Raw genomic sequence first — 18,852 nt, forward strand, 5'->3', positions numbered from 1 at the left:
CGCGGCGCCGGCGGCGGTCGAGCCGGCCGCGGTCGCGCCGGCGCCCGCGGCGGCACCCGCCCCCGCGGCCAGGCCCACGGGCAGGGCCCCGAGCAGGCCGAGCCCTGCCACGCCCAGGACGAGCGGGGCGATGACGCCGCGCATGCCGTGCGCGACGTCGGACAGCTCCAGCACCAGCGAACGGCACTCGCCGCAGGTCTCGAGGTGCGCCTCGACCTTGGTCACCTCGCGCTTGGCGAGGCTGCCGCGCACGTAGCCGCCGAGCAGGGCGTTGACGTCGCGGCAGCCGTCGGTCGGTGCGTGCGACAGGTGCTGCTGGAGGTAGCCGACCCGCAGCGCCTCGCGCGCGCGGTAGGCGAGGGCGGAGACGCCGTTCGCGGTGAGCCCGAGGATGGGCGCCACCTGCGCCGGCGGGATCCGCTCGACCTCGGTGTACCAGAGCACCGCCTGCCAGCGCTCCGGCAGCGAGCGGTAGGCCTGGGCGACGACGGTCTGCTCGAAGCCGTCGAGGGCCGGGTCCTCGGGCGACGCCGCCGCCACCATCGCCGCCTCGAAGCACGCCTCGTCGTCGGTGGGCTGCATCCGCTTGTCGCGGCGTCCCACCTCGGCGGCGACGTTGCGCACCACCGTGAACAGGTACGCGCGGAACATGGAGTCGGGGCCGCCGCCGTCGCGCAGGACCGCGAGCACGCGGGCGAAGGCGTCCGCGACGACGTCCTCGGCGTCGTTGGACGAGGACATGAACTGGCGCGCGAGCCGGCGCGCAGCCGCGGCGTGGCGCTCGTAGAGCGCCCCGTAGGCGTCGAGGTCGCCCCCACGCACGCCCAGGATCAGCTCAGCGTCGCTGGGCGCGGGATCGCCCCAGCCGATCTCGACGTCTGTCACGCGGTTCGCCGTCCTGTCACGCCTGGGCCCCAGACCCCCCATGAGGCCTCGGTCACTATACCCGGGGGCTCACCCGGGTGAAACCTTCCTGAGAATGCCGTGAACAGGTGCGACGCCCGCAAGGACTGCGCAAAGATGGACGGTCATGGGGTTCGATCCGAGAGCCGCGCGCCCGCACGCCGAGGCTTCCGACGCCGCCGGCCTGCGCGAGCGGTGGCGCGCCGCCAGCCTCGGCGGGGTGTGGCTGCGCCCGGGCGACTGGTATCACCCCGCGGTGGACGCCCTCGTCGAGGCGGTCGGCGACGACCGCTGCCCGGCGGCCGCCGCCCAGCGGCTCGGCACCGCCCGCGGCGAGGCCGGCGTCGGCATGACCGAGACCATGGACGACGTCGCCTGCCTCTACGAGGCGCTCGAGCAGCCGGTGGACCCCACGGTGCTGCGCTCGCTGGCGATCGGCTGGGCCGCGGGCTACGAGTCGCTGCCGGCCCGCTCCACCGTCCGCGACCCCGCGAGCGGCCTGCCCAGCGGCGAGTACCTGGGCGAGCGGCTGCGCGAGACGTACGGCGACGCGCTGCGCCAGGGCATGCGGGCCGGGGACACCCACTGCCTGGTGGTGCTCGACGTCGCGCTCGACGACCTCGACGCGTGGCGCCGCTCCGCCCGCGCGGCCACCGTGGGCCGCACGCTGGACCAGGTCTTCGGCGAGGGGCACCCCATGGCGGCGCTCAGCGACGGCGTCTTCGTCGTGCTCTCCCCCCGCCGCGACCACACCGCGAAGCTGGCCCAGACCCTGCGCCGTGTCGTGGAGAAGAACGCGGCGATCCTCGGCCTGTCCGAGGTGATGCGCCGACCCACCCGCGTGTGGGTCGAGGCGCTGCCGGACTCGCACTCCGCGGCCGTGGCGCTGCTGGAGCAGCTCGCGCGCTGAACCCGCCCGCACCTGAGCGGCTGAACCCGCCCGCACCTGAGCGCCCGCCTCGCCGTCCGCCGTGAACCCCGCCTCGCGCCCGGCCGTCAGCGGGTCGTGTAGGTCAGGCAGTCGGCGTGGCTCGGGTCGTCCGGGCCGGAGCCGACCCGGATCGCCGACGCGCCGCACTCCAGGTCGTGGTTGAACCGGCAGTCGGCGCGCTGGCAGGCGCCCACGTGCGCGATGACCTTCTCCAGCCCGCCCTTGGTGCCGAGCGGGATGAACGTGGCGCACGACGCGTCACCGGTCCGCCCGGCCACGGTGATGGCACCGGCGTGGCAGCCGTGGTCGTGGTTGTACCCGCAGCCCTCCACCGAGCACTCGGCGACCTCGGGCATCTCCATCAGCGTGCTCATGCTCGCTCCTCGCCTCGGGGCGGCGGCGACGTCGTCGTCGAGCCGCCGTGCCCTCCACGATAGGAGCCGAATGGCGTCTCGTGCACGCGCGGCGCGCAATTCCGTCGACGAAAGAATGTGCGCCGGAAGATCTCCTCAAACGCAAGAATGGCGTTGCGAAAATCCGCGGCGAGGTCAGCGCCGCGGCGACGGGCGCCACAGCACGAGCGCCCCGCTGCTGGCTCGCGAGTCGACGTCGACCCGCAGCTCCGTGCGCCGCACGCGGCGCCCGCGCGGCACGACCACGACGTCGCCCGTGGTGCCGGCGGCGAAGACCCGGCGCTCAGCCTCGACCGTCTCGGCCTGGAAGGCGAGCAGCTCGGCGAGCTGGCGCTCGAGGAGCGCCACATGGCGCTCCAGCTCGAGGATGCGCTTGATGCCGGCGAGGTTGACGCCCTCGCCCTGGGCGAGCCGCTGCACCTCGCGCAGCCGCTCGACGTCGTTGTACGAGTACCGGCGCCCGCGCCCCACGGTGCGCCGCGGGGTGACGAGCCCCAGCCGGTCGTACTGCCGCAGGGTCTGCGGGTGCATGCCCGCGAGCTGGGCAGCCTGGGACACGGTGAGCAGCGGAGCGTCGTCGTTCATCGCACCTCCTGTGCCGTTCACGTCCGTCGTCGTGGACCGGCGGCCGGGCCCGCGTCGCCTCGCGGCGCGGTCCCGGGCCGTCAGCTCCGGGCGCGCGCGACGAGGTCGGCGCGCACGTCCTCGTGGTCGCTCTCGGCGGCGAACGCCTCGAGAGCCTGCTTGGCCTTGCGGCTGAGCTTCTGCGGCACCGCCACCTGGACGGTGACGAGCAGGTCCCCGGCACCCTTCGACGTCGGCACCCCGCGGCCCTTGACGCGCAGCACGCGGCCCGACGGCGTGCCCGCCGGGACCTTGAGCCGCACGGTGTCGCCCGCGAGGGTCGGCACCTCGATCTGCGCCCCGAGCGTCGCCTCCGCGAAGGTGACCGGCACGGTGACGCGCAGGTCGCGCCCCGACAGCGTGAAGACCGGGTGCGGCTCCACGTGCACGGTGATGACCAGGTCACCGGCGTCGCCGCCGCCGGTGCCGGGCCGGCCCTTGCCGCGGATGCGCAGCTTCTGGCCGTCGTTGACGCCGGCGGGGATGCGCGTGGTGACCTTGCGGCCCTCGACGGTGAGCTCCACCGTGGCGCCCTCGACCGCCGTGCGGAACGGCAGCGTGGTCTCGGCGGACAGGTCCGCGCCCTTCTCGGGCGCGGTGAAGCCGGCGCGCCGGCCGCCGAAGCCACCGGCCCCCGCCCCGCCGCCGAACATCGAGCCGAGGATGTCCTCGAACCCGGCGCCGCCGCCGTTCGAGTAGCGCACGCGCGGGCCGCCGCCCGCGGGCGCCCCGCCGCCGAACATGGCGCCGAAGATGTCCTCGAAGCCGCCGGCGCCGCCGCCGCCCGGGCCGGCCGCGAACCGCGCCCCGCCGCCCGCCATCGTGCGGATGGCGTCGTACTGCTTGCGCTGCTCGGCGTCCGAGAGCACGGCGTACGCCTCGCCGATCTCCTTGAACTTCGCCTCGGCGGCCGCGTCCCCGGGGTTCTGGTCCGGGTGGTACTGCCGGGCGAGCTTGCGGTACGCCTTCTTGATCGCGGCGTCGTCGGCGTCCTTGGGGACGCCGAGCGCGGCGTAGAAGTCCTTCTCGATCCAGTCCTGACCGGTCACGACGCCTCCCTTCTGCTGATGACGCCGAGATAGAGAGGCGGTCCGCCGTGGCGGCACGGGCCGCCGCGGCCTCCCGCCTCTCTATCTCGGCGTGGTGATCATTCGGGCCCGACGACTCCCACGCGGGCCGCGCGGACGATCTTCTCGCCGATCCGGTAGCCCGGCTCGACGACGAGCTCCACCGTGGTGGCGGTAGCCTCGGCGTCGGCGCGGTGCATGAGCGCCTCGTGCACGGTCGGGTCGAACTCCTCGCCGACCGCGCCGAACCGCTCGATCCCGAACCGGGCGAGCGTCGCGTCGATCTTCTCCGCGATCGCCGCCATCGGGCCGGACAGCTCGGCGTGCTGCTTGGCGCGCTCGATGTCGTCGAGCACCGGCAGCAGCGCGGTCAGCACGTCCTGCGTGCCCTGGGTGCGCGCCGCCTCCTGGTCGCGCAGCGCCCGGTTGCGGTAGTTGGTGAAGGCCGCCCGCTCGCGCTGGAGCGCGTCCAGGTGCTCGGCCGCGTCCGCCTTGGCCTTCTCGAGCTCGGCCGTCTCGGCGGACGGCTCGAAGTCGAGCGCCTCGAGCGGGTCGCTCGCCTGGCCGCCCTGCGGCGTCCCGGCGTCGGACCCGGCGGCGTCCTCGCCCTGGACCGGCACGCGCGGCGTGCCGGAGTCGGGGTCGACCTTGCGCTTGTCAGTGAAGTGGAAGGGGGTGGCCCCCGAGCCCTCGTCGGGCTCGGGGGTGCCCTTGGCGTCGGGGTCCGTCACTTCTTGTCGTCCTCGTCGTCCACGATCTCGGCGTCGACGACGTCGTCGTCGGAGGCGGCACCGGCGGAGGTGCCGCCCGCCGACGCGCCGGCGTCGCCGGCCGGGGCCTGCTGGTCGGCGCTGGCGTAGAGCGCCTGGCCGATCTTCTGCGACGAGGCGCCGAGCTTCTCGTACGCAGACTTCACAGCGGCGGCGTCCTCGCCCTCCAGGGCGGACTTCACCGCGGCGATGTCGCCCTCCACCTCGGAGACCACGTCGGCGGGGAGCTTGTCGCGGTTGTCCGCGATCTGCTTCTCCATCGAGTAGGCGAAGGCCTCCGCCTGGTTGCGGGTCTCGGCCTCCTCGCGGCGCTTCTTGTCCTCCTCGGCGTGCGCCTCGGCGTCCTTGATCATCCGCTCGATGTCGTCCTTCGGGATCGCCGAGCCGCCGGTGATCGTCATCGACTGCTCCTTGCCCGTGCCGCGGTCCTTGGCGGACACGTGCACGATGCCGTTGGCGTCGATGTCGAAGGTGACCTCGATCTGCGGCACGCCGCGCGGGGCCGGCGCGATGCCGGTCAGCTCGAACGTGCCCAGCGGCTTGTTGTCCCGGGTGAACTCGCGCTCGCCCTGGAACACCTGGATCGCCACCGACGGCTGGTTGTCCTCGGCCGTCGAGAAGATCTCGGAGCGCTTGGTCGGGATGGCGGTGTTGCGCTCGATGAGCTTGGTCATCACGCCGCCCTTGGTCTCGATGCCGAGCGACAGCGGGGTGACGTCGATGAGCAGGACGTCCTTGCGGTCGCCCTTGATGACGCCGGCCTGCAGCGCGGCGCCGACGGCCACGACCTCGTCCGGGTTGACGCCCTTGTTGGGCTCCTTGCCGCCGGTCAGCTCGCGCACGACGTCCGCCACGGCGGGCATGCGGGTCGAGCCGCCGACCAGCACGACGTGGTCGATCTCGGAGATGGAGATGCCGGCGTCGCGGATGACGTTGTGGAACGGCGCCTTGGTGCGGTCGAGCAGGTCCTGCGTCATCTGCTGGAACTGGGCGCGCGTGAGCTTCTCGTCCAGGTGGACGGGGCCGTTCTCCGACATGGAGAGGTACTGCATGGAGATGGTCGTCGAGGTGGCCGACGACAGCTCCTTCTTGGCCTGCTCGGCGGCCTCGCGCAGACGCTGCAGGGCGATCTTGTCCTTGGACAGGTCGACGCCCGCGGTGTTCTTCACGCGGTCGATGAGCCACTCGACGATCCGGTTGTCCCAGTCGTCGCCGCCGAGGCGGTTGTCGCCCGAGGTGGCGCGCACCTGGATGGTCGAGAAGTCGTCCTCGTCCTTGCCCACCTCGAGCAGGGAGACGTCGAACGTGCCGCCACCGAGGTCGAAGACGAGGATCAGCTCGTCCTCCTTGCCGCGGTCGAGGCCGTAGGCCAGGGCCGCCGCGGTGGGCTCGTTGACGATGCGCAGCACGTTGAGGCCGGCGATCTGGCCGGCGTCCTTCGTGGCCTGGCGCTCGGCGTCGTTGAAGTACGCCGGGACCGTGACGACCGCGTCGGTGACGGGCTCGCCGAGGTACTCCTCGGCGTCGCGCTTGAGCTTGCCCAGGATGCGGGCGCTGATCTCCTGCGGCGTGTACTTCTTGTCGTCGATCTCCTGGGTCCAGTCGGTGCCCATGTGGCGCTTGACCGAGGAGATGGTGCGGTCCACGTTCGTGACCGCCTGGCGCTTGGCGACCTCACCGACGAGCACCTCGCCGGTCTTCGAGAACGCCACGACCGACGGCGTGGTGCGCGAGCCCTCCGCGTTGGCGATGACGGTGGGGTCCCCACCCTCCAGGACGGCGACCACCGAGTTGGTGGTGCCGAGGTCGATGCCGACTGCACGTCCCATTGCGAGTTCCTCCGGACGATCGGGGTTGAGTCTGCTGCGCTCAACTTAGGTCGCGGCGGCCGGCGGTGCAAGCTCGCGGCGTCGAAGTTGAGCCTGTCTGACTCAACCTTGCGGCGGGGCGGGGTATTCCCGCATCTGGGCGCGTGCACCCCGGGGCCGGCAGGGCGCCGGGCGGCGGCCACGGCGGGCGTCGGACGGTTCTCGCGGCGGGCGACGGGAGGGGCGCCTGCGCCCGGCGGGGGCCCGGCAGGTCAGGACGGCGCCGGCCGGCGCGGGCGGCGCGGGTCAGGCGGCCAGCCGTGCGCGGCGCCGTCGTCGGACGACGAGCGCGACGACGGCCGCGCTGGCCAGCACCAGCACGCCGGCCAGCGCCCACGGCGACGCCGCCGCGAGCCGCACCGCTGCCCACACGGCGCCGAGGCCGACGGTGCCCCAGACCAGCGCCCACGCGACGCTGCCGGGGACCGAGGCGACGACGAAGCGCGCGTACGGCATCCGCACCAGCCCGGCGGCGACGAACACCGCCGTCTGGACCCCCACGGTGAGGTACGCGGCAGTGACGGCCAGCGGTCCCCAGCGGTGCACGAGCGCGAGGCCCCGGCGGGCCGGCGGCGTCCCCAGCAGGCGCTCGACCCGCCGGCCGGCGGCCTGCGGTGCGAGCTGGTGCGCGCGGCCGACGGCGACCGTCCCCACGGCCCGCGCGGCGACCGGCTCGGCCACGCCGACGGCGTCGGGCGCGCCAGCGACGGCGGCCGCGCCGTCGGCGGCCGCGCCGTCGGCGGCAGCGTCGTCGGCGGCAGCGTCGTCGGCGGCCGCGTCGTCGCGGGTGCGGACGATGCGCCGGGCGCCGCCCAGCACGCCGCGCCCGACCCAGTAGAAGAGGTGCGAGCGGGCCATGACGACGACGAACAGCCCGGCGACGACGGCCCAGAACGGCCACCCCGCCATGCCGTAGGCCGCTGCCACGTCCGTCACGCCACCCAGCGTACGGGCGGGTCAGCGGCAGTGCCGGGGTCGTGGCGCACGCCACGATGCCGCGCTCGGCTCGGCCCGAGCGTCTGTTCGGTGATTCCTTGGCTGATCGGTGATCCGGATCGCCGATCAGCCAACGAATCACCGAACAGACCCGGCCAGCGCGGCCCGGCGACCAGACGGCTCGACCTGCAAGCACCGCGCGTCTGACGCACGGTGGAGTGCGGAAGGAGGCCGACGATGCCGAAGACCACGAAGCAGGGCGAGTCGCGCCAGGACGAGCTGCCCTCGACCCTCGAGCGCTCGGACGACAAGGCGCAGCGCACGTTCGCCAAGGCGCACGACTCCGCGATGGACGAGTACGACGACGAGCGCCGCGCGCACCAGGTCGCGTACGCCGCGCTCAAGCACACGCACGAGAAGGTGGGCGACCACTGGGAGCCCAAGGACGAGAAGGGCCCCTCGGACGCCCAGGCCGAGGGCGGCCGGGGCACGGACCGCGAGACCGCCGGCGGCGTCGACGCGAACGCCTCTAGGGAGCACCTCTACGAGGTGGCGAAGAAGCTCGACGTCTCGGGCCGGTCGAGCATGTCCAAGGACGAGCTGGTCGACGCGATCCAGAAGGCGAACGACAAGGCCAGCCGCGACGCGCGCAAGTAGCCCACGCGCGCCGGCACCCACCGCGACCACCGACCCACCCGCGAGGAGGCGACCATGACCGGCACCGAGATCAGCGACGAGCTGTGGCAGGACTTCCACGACGTCGTGAACATGACCTCGCGCGAGCTGCAGGAGTGGCTCGCGACCGACGCCTCCCCCGCGGACGCCGACGCCCTGCCGGACCAGGCGGGCACCGAGCGGTCCCGCGCGGTGCTGGAGATCCTGTCCAAGCGGCGCACGGACCTCACGCCCGAGGACGCCGTGGTCATGCGCGCGGTGGTCGAGGAGGTCCGCGCGGCCCGCGGCACCGACATGGAGCCGACGGCGGGCGACGCCGCGTGGCGGCACCGGCTCATGTCCCTGGGCCACGACCCGCTCAAGGACCCGAACGCCTGACGGCGGCGGTGCGGGCGCGCTGCCGTCCGCACCGCCGCCGCCGCGCATTCGTCCTGTACGCGGCCCGACGCCGGCGCTAGCGTCGCGAGCATGCTTCCCGACGCCACCGGCGAGGACGCCGTGCGCACCGACCACGCCGCGCAGCACCCCGCACGCCCCGAGCCCGCCGCCGCGGACCTGACGGCGTTCCTCGCCGCGTTCCAGCGCGTGGCCGAGGCCGCCGCCCAGGTGCGCCAGGGCAAGGAGCCGGCCGAGGCCACGGTCGCCGAGGTGCTCGCCGAGCACCTCGGCACCGACCCGCGCCGGCTCCCCGTGATCACCGAGCAGGTGCCGGCGATGCGGCAGGTCGACGCCGACGTGGCGCTCGAGTCGGTGGTCGCCCGGCACGGTGGCGGACGGCTGGTCGGCGTCGGCGGGGGCGAGCAGCGCATGCACTCCTCGCTCTCGGAGATCGTCGAGCAGTCGCGCCAGTGGCGGCAGTTCCCCGTGGGAGCCGTCGACTACGGCCGCAGCGCCACCGGTCCCGACACCGAGCGCCGGGTCGTGACGTTCGGCCTGCACCTGTTCGTCGTCGACGGCACCCCCGTGGCGGTGCTGCAGCGCGGCGCGTCGCCGCGGTACGACATGCAGTGCGTGCTGGAGGTGCTCTGCGCTGACGAGGACGCCGCCCTGGGGCTGCTCGCCGAGCTGCGCCGGGCGATGCTCGACCGGAGCGTGCTGCGCGGGCAGGTCGTGGCGTTCACCGGTGGCCCGTACGAGCCGAGCGCCGGCGGGGTGACGTTCCTGCGGCGCACGCCCGTGCCCGCCGAGGACGTCGTGCTGCCGCCGGGCACCCTCGACCGCGTGACCCGGCAGGTGCTGGGCGTCGCCCGGCACCGCGAGGCGCTGCTGGCCGCCGGCCAGCACCTCAAGCGCGGCGTGCTGCTGTACGGCCCGCCCGGCACCGGGAAGACCCACACCGTGCGGCACCTCGTCGGCGAGGCCACCGGCAGCACGGTCATCGTGCTGGCCGGGACCACGCTGCGCTACGTCGGCCTGGCGGCGGAGGTCGCCCGGGCCATGCAGCCCGCGGTGATCGTGCTCGAGGACTGCGACCTCATCGCCGAGGACCGCTCCTTCCACGAGGGCCCGCAACCGCTGCTGTTCGACGTGCTCGACGCCATGGACGGGCTCGAGGCCGACGCGGACGTCGCGTTCCTGCTCACCACCAACCGTGCGGACCTGCTCGAGCGGGCGCTGGCCCAGCGCCCCGGGCGCGTGGACCTCGCCGTGGAGATCCCGCTGCCCGACGACGCGGCGCGGCGCCGGCTCTTCCGGCTGTACGCGGAGGGCCTGCCCTTCACCGGCGCGGCGCTCGACGAGGCCGCCGACCGCGCGGCGGGCGTGACGGCGTCGTTCGTCAAGGAGGTGATCCGGCGCGCGGTGCTGGTCGCCGCCGAGGCCGGGCACCCCGTCACCGACGACCACCTGCGGGCTGCCGTCGCCGAGATGACCGACGACGCCGAGCGCATCACCCGGTCGCTGCTCGGCGGGACGCACCCAGAAGGCGCTCGGGGCAGCATCCAGGACGGTGACGCGGACGGGACCGAGGACTGGGGCCCGGACCGGGACGCACCTGCACGGGTCGCGCCGGCCGAGGTCGACCCCGACGGGCCCGACCTGCGCGAGGGCGACGAGCGCGGTGCCGACGAGCCGCGGGGCGTCCAGGTCGTCCTCCCCGGGTCGCCCCGGGACGGTCAGCGCAGGCGGTAGCGCCGCTCCGGGCGACCGGCGGTGCCGTAGCGCAGCCGCACCGCCGCGCGCCCGGTCTCGGCGAGGTGCTCGAGGTAGCGGCGGGCGCTGACCCGGCTGACCCCGACGACCTCGCCGCACTCCGCGGCGCTCAGCTCCGCGCCGCCGTCGAGCGCTGCCAGCACGGCCTCCGCCGTCTCGGCGGACAGGCCCTTCGGCAGCGCAGCCCGCGTCCCCGCGGGCGGTGCGACCTGGGCGAAGACGGCGTCGATGTCCGCCTGGTCGGCGCCGTCCAGGCCCTGCTGCGCCAGGCCCCGCAGCGCCTCGTGCGCGCGGCGGAACGCCTCCAGGCGCGCGGCCAGGTCCTCGAAGGCGAACGGCTTGACCAGGTAGCCCGTGGCGCCGCCCGCCGCGGCGGCGCGGACGGTGTCGGCCTCCCGCGCGGCGGTGATGACGACGACGCCGACGTCGTCGCCCGCCGCCCGCAGGCGCCGCAGCACGTCGATGCCGCCGAGGTCCGGCAGGTGCACGTCGAGCAGCACGAGGTCCGGGCGCAGCCGCTCCACCGCCGCGAGCGCCTCGGCGCCGGTGTGCGCCTCGCCGACGACGGCGAAGCCGGGCACCCGCTCCACGAACCGCCGGTGGATCGAGGCGACCATGAAGTCGTCCTCGACCACGAGCACGTCGAGACTCACGCGCGCCGCCCCTCCTCGTCGATCCCGTCGGCCTCCGCGGCACCCGGCACGGCGGCCGGCACCCCGGGCACCGCCTCGAGCGGCACCCGCACGGTGAACACGGCGCCGCCGAGGTCCGGGTCATTGTGCACCGCCACGCTCCCGCCGCGGCGCTCGGCCAGCACCTGGACGAGGGCCAGCCCGACGCCGCGGCCGGCGGCCCCGCGCGGCTTGGTGCTCCACCCGCGCCGGAAGATCGCCTCGGCCTGCTCGCGCGGCACGCCGGGGCCGTCGTCGGCGACCTCCACGACGACGTCGCCGTCCACCACGGCGAGCCGCACCCGCACGCGGCCGCTGCCGCCCGGCGCGGCGGCGTCCACGGCGTTGTCCACGAGGTTGCCCAGCACCGTGCCGACGTCGGCCGACAGGTCCGGGGCGAGCCGCGGCAGCGCGCTGTCGGGCACGAGCGCGAGGTCGACGCGCCGCTCCGCCGCGAGGCTCGCCTTGGCCACCAGCAGCGCGGCGACGGCCGGGTCGGCCACCCGGGCGGTGACGCGGTCGGACAGGTCGGCGCGGCGGCGGGTGAGCCGCTGCACGAACCGGCCCACCTCGGCGTACTCGTCCAGCTCGATGAGCCCGGCGATGGTGTGCAGCTGGTTGCTGAACTCGTGCGTCTGGGCGCGCAGCGTCTCGGTCACGCTCTCGCGGGCGTGCAGCTCGCTCTGCAGGGCCAGGAGCTCGGTGCGGTCGCGCAGCGTGGTCACCGTGCCCGACGGCCGGCCGCCGTGCACCACCCGGCGGCGGTTGAGCACGAGCACGCGGCCGTCGGTGACCAGGACGGCGTCGTGCACGTCGTCGGTCCCGTGCAGCAGCCCGCGCACCGCCGGGTCCAGGCCCAGGTCGTCGAGGCGCAGCCCGTCGGGGCGGCTGCCGGCGTGGTCACGCGCCGGGTCGACGGGCAGGCCCAGCAGCTCGCGCGCGCTGTCGCTCATCAGCGTCACGCGGCCGTCGTCGCTCACCGCGACCACGCCCTCACGGATGGACCCCAGCAGCGCCTCGCGGTGGTCGGCGAGCGCCGCGATCTGGGCGGGCTCCAGCCCGCGGGTGCGCCGCTTGACCATCCGGGCCAGCAGCCACGAGCCGGCCACGGCCACCGCCAGCCCGCCGCCGAGCACCACGAGCAGGTCCGCGCCGGCGCGCGAGACCCGCTCGCCCAGCGGCGGATAGGGGTCGGTCACGACGACGACGCCCACGGGGCGCGGCGCGCGGGCGTCGGGCCCCGGCTCGCCGCCGCCGTAGACGGGCACCCACGCGGCCAGCACGCGGCCGTCCACGTCCGCGAGGTCGCCGGTGCCGGCCCGGGTGGCCGCACCCGGCCCCAGGGCCAGCCGCTCCCCCTGGCGGGTGGGGTCGGTGGCCAGCAGCACCCGCCCGTCGAGGTCGGTGAGGTAGGCGTCGTCGGCGTCCACGAACGCCGCGCGCGTGCGCACGTAGAACCCCAGCGCCGCACGGTCCAGGGGGCCGGCGGCCAGGGCGTCCTGCACGGGCGCGACCCCGGCGAGCCCCTCGGCCGCCGCCTGGAGCCGGTCGGCCCGGTCGGCGCGGAACTCGGCGTCGGCCTGCCGCACGGAGACGACGGTCCCTGCGGCGACGACGACGAGCAGGACGGCGAGCTGCAGGGCGAGCACCTGCCCGCCCAGGGTGAGGCGCGGGCTGCGCCCCGGCCGCGGCAGTCCCCGCGACCGGGTCGCCGGCCCGCCCCGGGACCGGGCCCTCCACCGTGACCACCGTGACCACAAGGTCCACAACCTCCTTTGGTTGCTCAAGGGTGACCTGGGCCACCATTCCTGTGAGCATCGCCCGGGGGCAGAGCCGCCCCGACGCACGACCCAGTCTGGAGGCAACCCGATGTCGCCGACGACATCCGGACTCATCACCCCGCGCACCCGTCCGGGGCGACGCGCGCTGCGGCGCGCCGTCGCCGCGGCGCTGGCGGCGGGGCTCGTGGCGCTCACCGCCGCCTGCGGCGTGACCCGCGGGGACGAGTCCCACGACATCGACATGTGGATCCCCAACAGCCCGGGCGGCGGCTACGACCAGACCGGCCGCGCCGCCGTCGGCGTCCTCGACCGCGAGGACATCACCGGCGGGGACATCCAGGTCACCAACATCCTCGGCGCCGGCGGGTCCGTGGCGATGTCCCGCCTCATGGGCGAGGAGGGCAACGACCGCCTGCTCATGACGCTCGGCCTGGGCGTGGTGGGGTCCACCTACTCGTTCGGGGTGGACGCGCGCCCGCACGACGCGACGCCGATCGCCCAGCTCATCGAGGAGCAGGAGGGCGTGCTGGTGCCGGCCGACTCGCCGTTTCGCACCATCGACGACCTCGTCGCGGCGTGGCAGGCCGACCCGGGCTCCGTCGTCGTCGGCGGCGGCTCCTCCCCCGGCGGGCCCGACCACCTGTTCCCGATGCAGCTGGCGAAGGCCGTCGGCATCGACCCGAAGCAGGTGCGCTACGTGTCGTACGACGGCGGCGGCCCGCTGACCAGCGCGCTGCTGGGCCAGAAGATCCAGGTGGGATTCTCCGGCCTGGCGGAGTTCGAGGGCCAGGTCGCGGCCGGCGAGCTGCGCGTGCTGGCCGTCTCCGGCGACGAGCGCCTCACCGAGGAGGTGCTCGCCGACGTGCCGACCCTCACCGAGAGCGGCATCGACCTCGTCTTCACCAACTGGCGCGGCGTCGTGGCCCCGCCCGGCATCAGCGACGCCCGGCGCGCCGAGCTCATCGACTACCTCACCCGCATGCACGACTCGCCCGAGTGGCAGCAGGCCCTGACCGACAACGGCTGGACCGACGCGTTCACCACCGGCGACGAGTTCGCGCAGTTCCTGGTCGACCAGGACGAGCGGGTCTCGACCACCCTCAAGGAGCTGGACCTGCTGTGAGCACCCAGGTGGACTCCCCCGAGACCGCGCCGGCGACGCAGCCGGCGCCGCGCCCCGACCGGGCCCAGTACGGCCTGGCGGCCGTGCTCCTCGTCGTCGGGCTGTACACGATCTACGACGCGACCACCCTGGAGGCCGGGTTCGCCGACCCCGTGGGACCGCGCGTCTTCCCCCTCGCCATCGGCGCCGGTCTCGCGGTCACCGCGGTGCTGCTGGCCGTCGCCGCGGCGCGGGGCTCGCGCCCGCAGCCGGAGGCCGGCGAGGACGTCGACCTGTCCGGCGGCACCGACTGGCCGACGGTGCTCAAGCTCGTCGCGGTGATCCTGCTGACGATCGCCACCGTCAACCTCCTGGGCTGGGCGATCAGCGGGGCGATCCTGTTCGCCGGCGCCGCCTGGGCCCTGGGCAGCCGGACGCTGGTCCGGGACGTCATCGTGGGCCTCGTGCTCGCGGTGGGCAGCTGGTACGGCTTCGTCGTCGGGCTGGGCATCCCGCTCACCCCCGGCGTCCTCGACGGGATCCTGTGAGGCGGTGACCTGATGGACAACCTCGGACTGCTGTGGGAGGGCCTGCAGGCCGCCGCCTCCCCCATGAACCTCCTCTACGCCGCCGTCGGCGTGCTGCTCGGCACGTTCGTCGGCGTGCTGCCCGGCATCGGGCCCGCGATGGCCATCGCGCTGCTGCTGCCGGTGACCTACGGGCTCGGGCCCACGCAGGCGTTCATCATGTTCGCCGGCCTGTACTACGGCGGCATGTACGGCGGGTCGACCACGTCGATCCTGCTCAACACGCCCGGCGAGTCGGCGTCGGTGATGACCGCCCTCGAGGGCAACCTCATGGCCCGCGCCGGGCGCGCCGCCCAGGCGCTCGCCACCGCCGCCGTCGGGTCGTTCGTCGCCGGCACGATCGGCACGCTGCTGGTGGCGCTGTTCGCCCCCGCGCTGGCCGACGTCGCGGTGGAGATCGGCGCGCCGTCGTACTTCGCGCTCATGGTGCTGGCCCTGGTGATGACGACGACGGTGCTCGGCGCCAGCCCGCTGCGCGGGTTCCTGGCGCTGTTCGTGGGCCTGACGATCGGCCTGGTGGGCCTCGACCTCAACACGGGCCAGCCGCGCCTCACGCTCGGCATCACGCAGCTGGTGGACCGGCTGGACATCGTGGTGGTCGCCGTCGGCATCTTCGCCCTCGGCGAGGCGCTGTGGGTGGCCGCCCACCTGCGCCGCAAGCCCGCCCAGGTGATCCCGGTGGGCCAGCCGTGGCTGGGGCGCGAGGACCTGCGCCGGTCCTGGAAGCCCTGGCTGCGCGGCACCGCGTACGGCTTCCCGTTCGGGGCGCTGCCCGCCGGCGGCGCCGAGCTTCCCACGTTCCTGTCGTACGTCACCGAGCGCCGCCTGACCCGGCGCGGACGCAAGGACGGCGGCGAGTTCGGCCGCGGCGCCATCGAGGGCGTCGCCGGGCCGGAGGCGGCCAACAACGCCTCGGCGGCCGGCATGCTCGTGCCGATGCTGGCGCTCGGCCTGCCGGTGACGGCGACGGCGTCGGTGATGCTCTCGGCGCTGCAGGGCTACGGCATCCAGCCCGGCCCGCAGCTGATGACCGAGCACGCCGACCTGGTGTGGACGCTGCTGGCCAGCCTGCTGCTGGGCAACCTGCTGCTGCTGGTGCTCAACCTGCCGCTGGCGCCGCTGTGGGCGAAGCTGCTGCGCATCCCGCGCCCGCAGCTGTACGCCGGCATCCTGTTCTTCGCCTGCCTGGGCGCGTACGCCACCAACCTCGACCCCTTCGACATCGCGCTGCTGCTGGGCTTCGGCCTGCTCGGCATGGCGATGCGGCGGTTCGGGCTGCCGGTGCTGCCGCTGATCCTCGGCGTCATCCTCGGCCCGCTCATGGAGACGAAGCTGCGCGAGGCCCTGACGATCTCGGGCGGCGACCCCGCCGGGCTCGTCGACGAGCCGCTCGCCGTGGCGATCTACGTGGTGCTGCTGCTGGTGCTGCTGGGCCGCCCGCTGCTGGTGCGGTGGCGCTCGCGCGCCGAGGCGGCGGTCGCGGTCGACGGCGCGGACGGCGCGGTCGGGGCCGACGCGGCGCGTGCCGAGGGGACGGACCGGGCCGGCGTGCTGGCCGGGACGCCGGGGACGACTGAGACAGAGGGGACGAAGGGGGCCGGGCGATGACGCAGGAGACGACGACCGGGACGGACCGGGCGACCGCGCCGGAGGGCGCTGCCGCGCCGGAGGGCGCTGCCGCGCCGGAGACGGCGGCCAGGACGCCGCAGGCCGGGTGGGTGGTCGTGGCGTGGACGCCCGACGAGTTCGGCGAGGCGGCCCTGGACCACGCGCTCGCGGCGGCCCGCGAGCGCGGGCACGGCGTCGCCGTCGTCAACGGCACGCGCGGGGACGCGCTCGTCGACGACCGCTACGCCGCCCCGGGCCCGCTGGCCGAGGTGGCGGAGCGGCTGCGCGCCACCGGCCTGCCGCACGTGGTGCGCCAGGAGATGGGCCGCGACGTCGCCGACCAGGTGCTGGCGGTGGCCGAGGAGCTCGACGCGCGGCTGGTCGTCGTCGGGCTCCGGCGCCGCAGCCCGGTGGGCAAGCTGCTCATGGGCAGCGTCGCGCAGCGGATCCTGCTCACGGCCGAGTGCCCGGTGCTGGCCGTGAAGCCGGGGACCGCGCCGGCGTGAGCGGCGTGGCGGTGCGCGCCCGGCGTCGGGCCGCCCGCAGCAGCGCCGCGGCGACGACGGCGGCCAGCGCCTGCACCAGCCCGGCGACGACGAGCGTCGGGCCGGCGCCGAACCAGCCGATGACCGCGCCGCCCACCAGCAGGCCGAGCGACGCGCCGCCGCTGTGCAGCACCGTCTCCGCGGTGAACGCGGCGCGCCGCTCCGCGCCCGCGGTGCGCTCGCTGATGAGCGCGTTGAGCGCGGCGATGCCCAGCGGCATCGCCGCGCCCCCGACGGCGGACACGACGGCGATCGCGGCCAGGCCCGGCGCCGCGAGCGGCAGCAGCGCGAAGGCCACCCCGAGCACCGCCCAGGAGACGACGATCGTGGCGGTCCGGGGCAGGCGGTCGACGACGAGCGGCACCACGAACGACATCGCCACGGACGCCGTGCCGTAGCCCGCCATGCCGGCCGCCACGAGCTCGCCGGGGCGGTCCAGCTCCGCGCCGAGCAGCGCCAGGCCGAGGCTGAAGGCGAACCACGCCAGCCCGCCGACGCCGGCCAGGGCGATGCCGATCGCGAGGTCGGGGTGGCGGCGCAGCACGGTGCGGACGGGGACGTCGGGCGTCGGGGTGCCCTCGGTGACCGCGCCGTGGGCCGCCGCGCCGTCGGGCTCCGCGCCGTGGGCCGCCGCGCCGTGGGGCTCCGCGCCGTCAGGCTCCGCTCCGCCGGCCGCCGCGCGGCCGGCGGTCACCCCGGGGACCGCGACCATCGCCGCCGCGCCGAGCAGCACCGCCGCCGTCTCGCACCACAGCAGCGGCTCGGCGCCCCAGGCGCCCACGAGGAACGCACCGAGCGGCGGCGCGAAGATCATCGAGACCCGGTGCGCCAGGTCCTGCCAGGACAGCCAGCGCGCGGCAGACCCGGCGTCGCCGGCCTCGGCCAGGTCCGCCGTCAGGGCCCGCTGCGCCGGGGCCAGCAGCGCGCCGGTCGCCCCCGTGACCAGCCCCGACGCGCTGAGCACCACGGCCCCGACCCCCACCGTCGCGGAGGCCACGGGCACCAGCGCGAGCCCGCCCGCCTGGACCAGGAGCACGACCGCCAGCGCGCGTCCGGAGACCAGCCGCCCCCGCAGCCGCCGGCCCCACCACGCGGACGTGAGCAGCGGGAGCCCGGCCATGCCGCCCACCAGCCCGGTCGTCCAGGCGTCGCCGGTCTCCGCGAGCGCGACGAGCGGCAGCGCGACGGCCGTGACGCGCTGGCCCACCCAGGTGACGAAGGTGACGGCGGTGAGGGTCTGGAGGTGTCGGCGCACGGCACGATGCTGGCGGCCCGGCGGCGGCCCGGGTAGACGCCGGTGCGGGAGCGCCGCTCCTAGGCTGGCCCTATGGGATCCCGCATCTCCGTCGATGACCTGCGCCTCGTCGAGGCGGTCGCCCGGCACGGCTCGCTCGGCGCGGCGGCGCGCGAGCTGCTGGTGAGCCAGCCGTCGGCGAGCCAGCGCCTCGGCGCCCTGGAGCGCCGGCTCGGCACGCGCCTGTTCGACCGCGACACCACCGGGGCCCGCGCCACGGCGGCCGGGCGCGAGGTCGCGCAGCAGGCGACGCACGTGCTGGCCCACCTCGCGGCGCTGCCCGAGCGCGCCCTGGCCGCGGCCCGCGAGCGCACCCTCGCGGTGGGCACGATCCCGAGCCTCGCGGCAGTCGTCTTCGCCGCGCTGGACCTCGAGCTCGACGGCGTGACCGTGCAGCCGGAGGTGGAGCACGGCCCCACGCTGCTGCAGCGGCTGGAGGAGGGGGCGCTCGACGCCGCCGTCGTGACGATCGCCGACCAGACGGTGCTGCCGCGCGGCGTGGCCGTCACCGACCTCGGCAGCTCGCCGCTGGTGACGCTGCTGCCCGACGGCGCCCCGGGGCGCGGGCGGGGCCGGCGACCGTACGCGGGGCAGACGGTCGTCTACTGCACCGTGGACCGGGCGGGCGACGCGCTGCACCGCCGCCTGGCCGACCTCGGCGCGGCCCCGCGGCCCGGCGCCACGGTGGAGGCCGCGGTGCGGATGGGCCGCGCGCGCCGCTGCGCCGTCGTCGTGCCCGAGCTGGCCACCCGCTGGTACGGCGCACCGGGCGACCGCACCGAGGCCTCGCCGGCGGCCGGGACCATGCGGCTGTCGCTGGTCACCCGGACGCCCGTGCCGGCGGAGCTGCGGGAGGCGGAACCGCGGCTGCGCGAGCGGCTGCGCGACCCGGCGGCGTGAGCCCCGGGGCGACCGGCGCCCGCCGC

19 protein-coding genes are annotated in these 18,852 nt (G+C 75.6%); 9 read left to right on the forward strand and 10 right to left on the reverse strand.

The window, feature by feature from the left end; genetic code table 11:
* Positions 1 to 885 (reverse strand): sigma-70 family RNA polymerase sigma factor (locus GSF02_RS16670; protein WP_159798504.1); only part of this gene is annotated, 885 nt, incomplete at its 3' end.
* 145 nt (positions 886 to 1,030) lie between these two features.
* On the opposite strand from GSF02_RS16670, the gene GSF02_RS16675 reads away from it, so the two are divergent.
* Positions 1,031 to 1,813 carry a nucleotidyl cyclase domain-containing protein gene (locus GSF02_RS16675; RefSeq protein ID WP_159798505.1) on the forward strand — a complete coding sequence of 261 codons (783 nt, stop codon included), beginning with the start codon at positions 1,031 to 1,033 and terminating at the stop codon, positions 1,811 to 1,813.
* Between the two features lie 86 nt (positions 1,814 to 1,899).
* Here GSF02_RS16675 and GSF02_RS16680 read toward each other — a convergent pair whose 3' ends face one another.
* From GSF02_RS16680 to GSF02_RS16705, 6 genes are all read right to left on the reverse strand, one after another.
* Positions 1,900 to 2,208, reverse strand: a complete 309-nt coding sequence (locus GSF02_RS16680; RefSeq protein ID WP_159798506.1) for a DUF1540 domain-containing protein — start codon at positions 2,206 to 2,208, stop codon at positions 1,900 to 1,902.
* Between the two features lie 174 nt (positions 2,209 to 2,382).
* Positions 2,383 to 2,832 (reverse strand): heat shock protein transcriptional repressor HspR, encoded by a 450-nt coding sequence (locus GSF02_RS16685; protein WP_159798507.1) that lies wholly within the window; start codon positions 2,830 to 2,832, stop codon positions 2,383 to 2,385.
* A gap of 80 nt (positions 2,833 to 2,912) precedes the next feature.
* Positions 2,913 to 3,920: a DnaJ C-terminal domain-containing protein gene (locus GSF02_RS16690; protein ID WP_159798508.1), complete on the reverse strand. Its 1,008-nt coding sequence runs from the start codon at positions 3,918 to 3,920 to the stop codon at positions 2,913 to 2,915.
* A gap of 98 nt (positions 3,921 to 4,018) precedes the next feature.
* Complete coding sequence (gene grpE, locus GSF02_RS16695; protein ID WP_159798509.1) at positions 4,019 to 4,669, reverse strand: nucleotide exchange factor GrpE; 651 nt, start codon at positions 4,667 to 4,669, stop codon at positions 4,019 to 4,021.
* A complete protein-coding gene (dnaK, locus tag GSF02_RS16700) occupies positions 4,666 to 6,537 on the reverse strand; it encodes a molecular chaperone DnaK (protein WP_159798510.1) in 1,872 nt (623 codons plus the stop codon). The genes grpE and dnaK overlap by 4 nt, the downstream gene beginning before the upstream one ends.
* 285 nt (positions 6,538 to 6,822) lie before the next feature.
* The gene (locus tag GSF02_RS16705) at positions 6,823 to 7,512 is read right to left on the reverse strand and encodes a DedA family protein (RefSeq protein ID WP_235915648.1); all 690 of its coding nucleotides are present in this window, start codon (positions 7,510 to 7,512) and stop codon (positions 6,823 to 6,825) included.
* A gap of 237 nt (positions 7,513 to 7,749) precedes the next feature.
* Here GSF02_RS16705 and GSF02_RS16710 point away from each other — a divergent pair, with 237 nt between their 5' ends.
* The 3 genes from GSF02_RS16710 (at position 7,750) to GSF02_RS16720 (ending at position 10,317) form a co-directional block, all read left to right on the forward strand.
* Positions 7,750 to 8,169, forward strand: coding sequence for a ChaB family protein (locus tag GSF02_RS16710; protein ID WP_159798511.1), 420 nt, complete (start codon positions 7,750 to 7,752; stop codon positions 8,167 to 8,169).
* Between the two features lie 54 nt (positions 8,170 to 8,223).
* Entirely contained in the window at positions 8,224 to 8,565 is a 342-nt protein-coding gene (locus GSF02_RS16715) for a DUF3140 domain-containing protein (protein WP_159798512.1), read from the forward strand.
* 90 nt (positions 8,566 to 8,655) lie between these two features.
* Positions 8,656 to 10,317 carry an AAA family ATPase gene (locus tag GSF02_RS16720; RefSeq protein WP_159798513.1) on the forward strand — a complete coding sequence of 554 codons (1,662 nt, stop codon included), beginning with the start codon at positions 8,656 to 8,658 and terminating at the stop codon, positions 10,315 to 10,317.
* On the opposite strand, the gene GSF02_RS16725 is transcribed toward GSF02_RS16720, so the two are convergent.
* Together GSF02_RS16725 and GSF02_RS16730 are read right to left on the reverse strand one after the other, a co-directional pair.
* Positions 10,302 to 10,991: a response regulator gene (locus tag GSF02_RS16725; protein ID WP_235915649.1), complete on the reverse strand. Its 690-nt coding sequence runs from the start codon at positions 10,989 to 10,991 to the stop codon at positions 10,302 to 10,304. The two genes, GSF02_RS16720 and GSF02_RS16725, sit on opposite strands and share 16 nt — an antisense overlap.
* Positions 10,988 to 12,658 carry a sensor histidine kinase gene (locus GSF02_RS16730; protein WP_201308969.1) on the reverse strand — a complete coding sequence of 557 codons (1,671 nt, stop codon included), beginning with the start codon at positions 12,656 to 12,658 and terminating at the stop codon, positions 10,988 to 10,990. The genes GSF02_RS16725 and GSF02_RS16730 overlap by 4 nt, the downstream gene beginning before the upstream one ends.
* A gap of 220 nt (positions 12,659 to 12,878) precedes the next feature.
* Here GSF02_RS16730 and GSF02_RS16735 point away from each other — a divergent pair, with 220 nt between their 5' ends.
* Genes GSF02_RS16735 through GSF02_RS16750 form a run of 4 tightly spaced genes read left to right on the forward strand, consistent with a single transcriptional unit; the run spans position 12,879 to position 16,593 of the window.
* Positions 12,879 to 13,913, forward strand: coding sequence for a Bug family tripartite tricarboxylate transporter substrate binding protein (locus tag GSF02_RS16735; RefSeq protein WP_159798514.1), 1,035 nt, complete (start codon positions 12,879 to 12,881; stop codon positions 13,911 to 13,913).
* Positions 13,910 to 14,440: a tripartite tricarboxylate transporter TctB family protein gene (locus GSF02_RS16740; RefSeq protein WP_159798515.1), complete on the forward strand. Its 531-nt coding sequence runs from the start codon at positions 13,910 to 13,912 to the stop codon at positions 14,438 to 14,440. The genes GSF02_RS16735 and GSF02_RS16740 overlap by 4 nt, the downstream gene beginning before the upstream one ends.
* A gap of 12 nt (positions 14,441 to 14,452) precedes the next feature.
* Positions 14,453 to 16,087, forward strand: a complete 1,635-nt coding sequence (locus tag GSF02_RS16745) for a tripartite tricarboxylate transporter permease (protein WP_159798516.1) — start codon at positions 14,453 to 14,455, stop codon at positions 16,085 to 16,087.
* On the forward strand, positions 16,084 to 16,593 hold the full coding sequence (locus tag GSF02_RS16750; protein WP_159798517.1) for a universal stress protein: 510 nt from the start codon (positions 16,084 to 16,086) through the stop codon (positions 16,591 to 16,593). The genes GSF02_RS16745 and GSF02_RS16750 overlap by 4 nt, the downstream gene beginning before the upstream one ends.
* On the opposite strand, the gene GSF02_RS16755 is transcribed toward GSF02_RS16750, so the two are convergent.
* On the reverse strand, positions 16,541 to 17,887 hold the full coding sequence (locus GSF02_RS16755) for an MFS transporter (RefSeq protein ID WP_201308970.1): 1,347 nt from the start codon (positions 17,885 to 17,887) through the stop codon (positions 16,541 to 16,543). The two genes, GSF02_RS16750 and GSF02_RS16755, sit on opposite strands and share 53 nt — an antisense overlap.
* 72 nt (positions 17,888 to 17,959) lie before the next feature.
* On the opposite strand from GSF02_RS16755, the gene GSF02_RS16760 reads away from it, so the two are divergent.
* On the forward strand, positions 17,960 to 18,826 hold the full coding sequence (locus GSF02_RS16760; protein WP_159798518.1) for a LysR family transcriptional regulator: 867 nt from the start codon (positions 17,960 to 17,962) through the stop codon (positions 18,824 to 18,826).
* Positions 18,827 to 18,852: the final 26 nt, after the last annotated feature.

The sequence above is a fragment of the Puerhibacterium puerhi genome (assembly GCF_009846865.1).
Taxonomy (GTDB): Bacteria; Actinomycetota; Actinomycetes; order Actinomycetales; family Cellulomonadaceae; genus Puerhibacterium; species Puerhibacterium puerhi.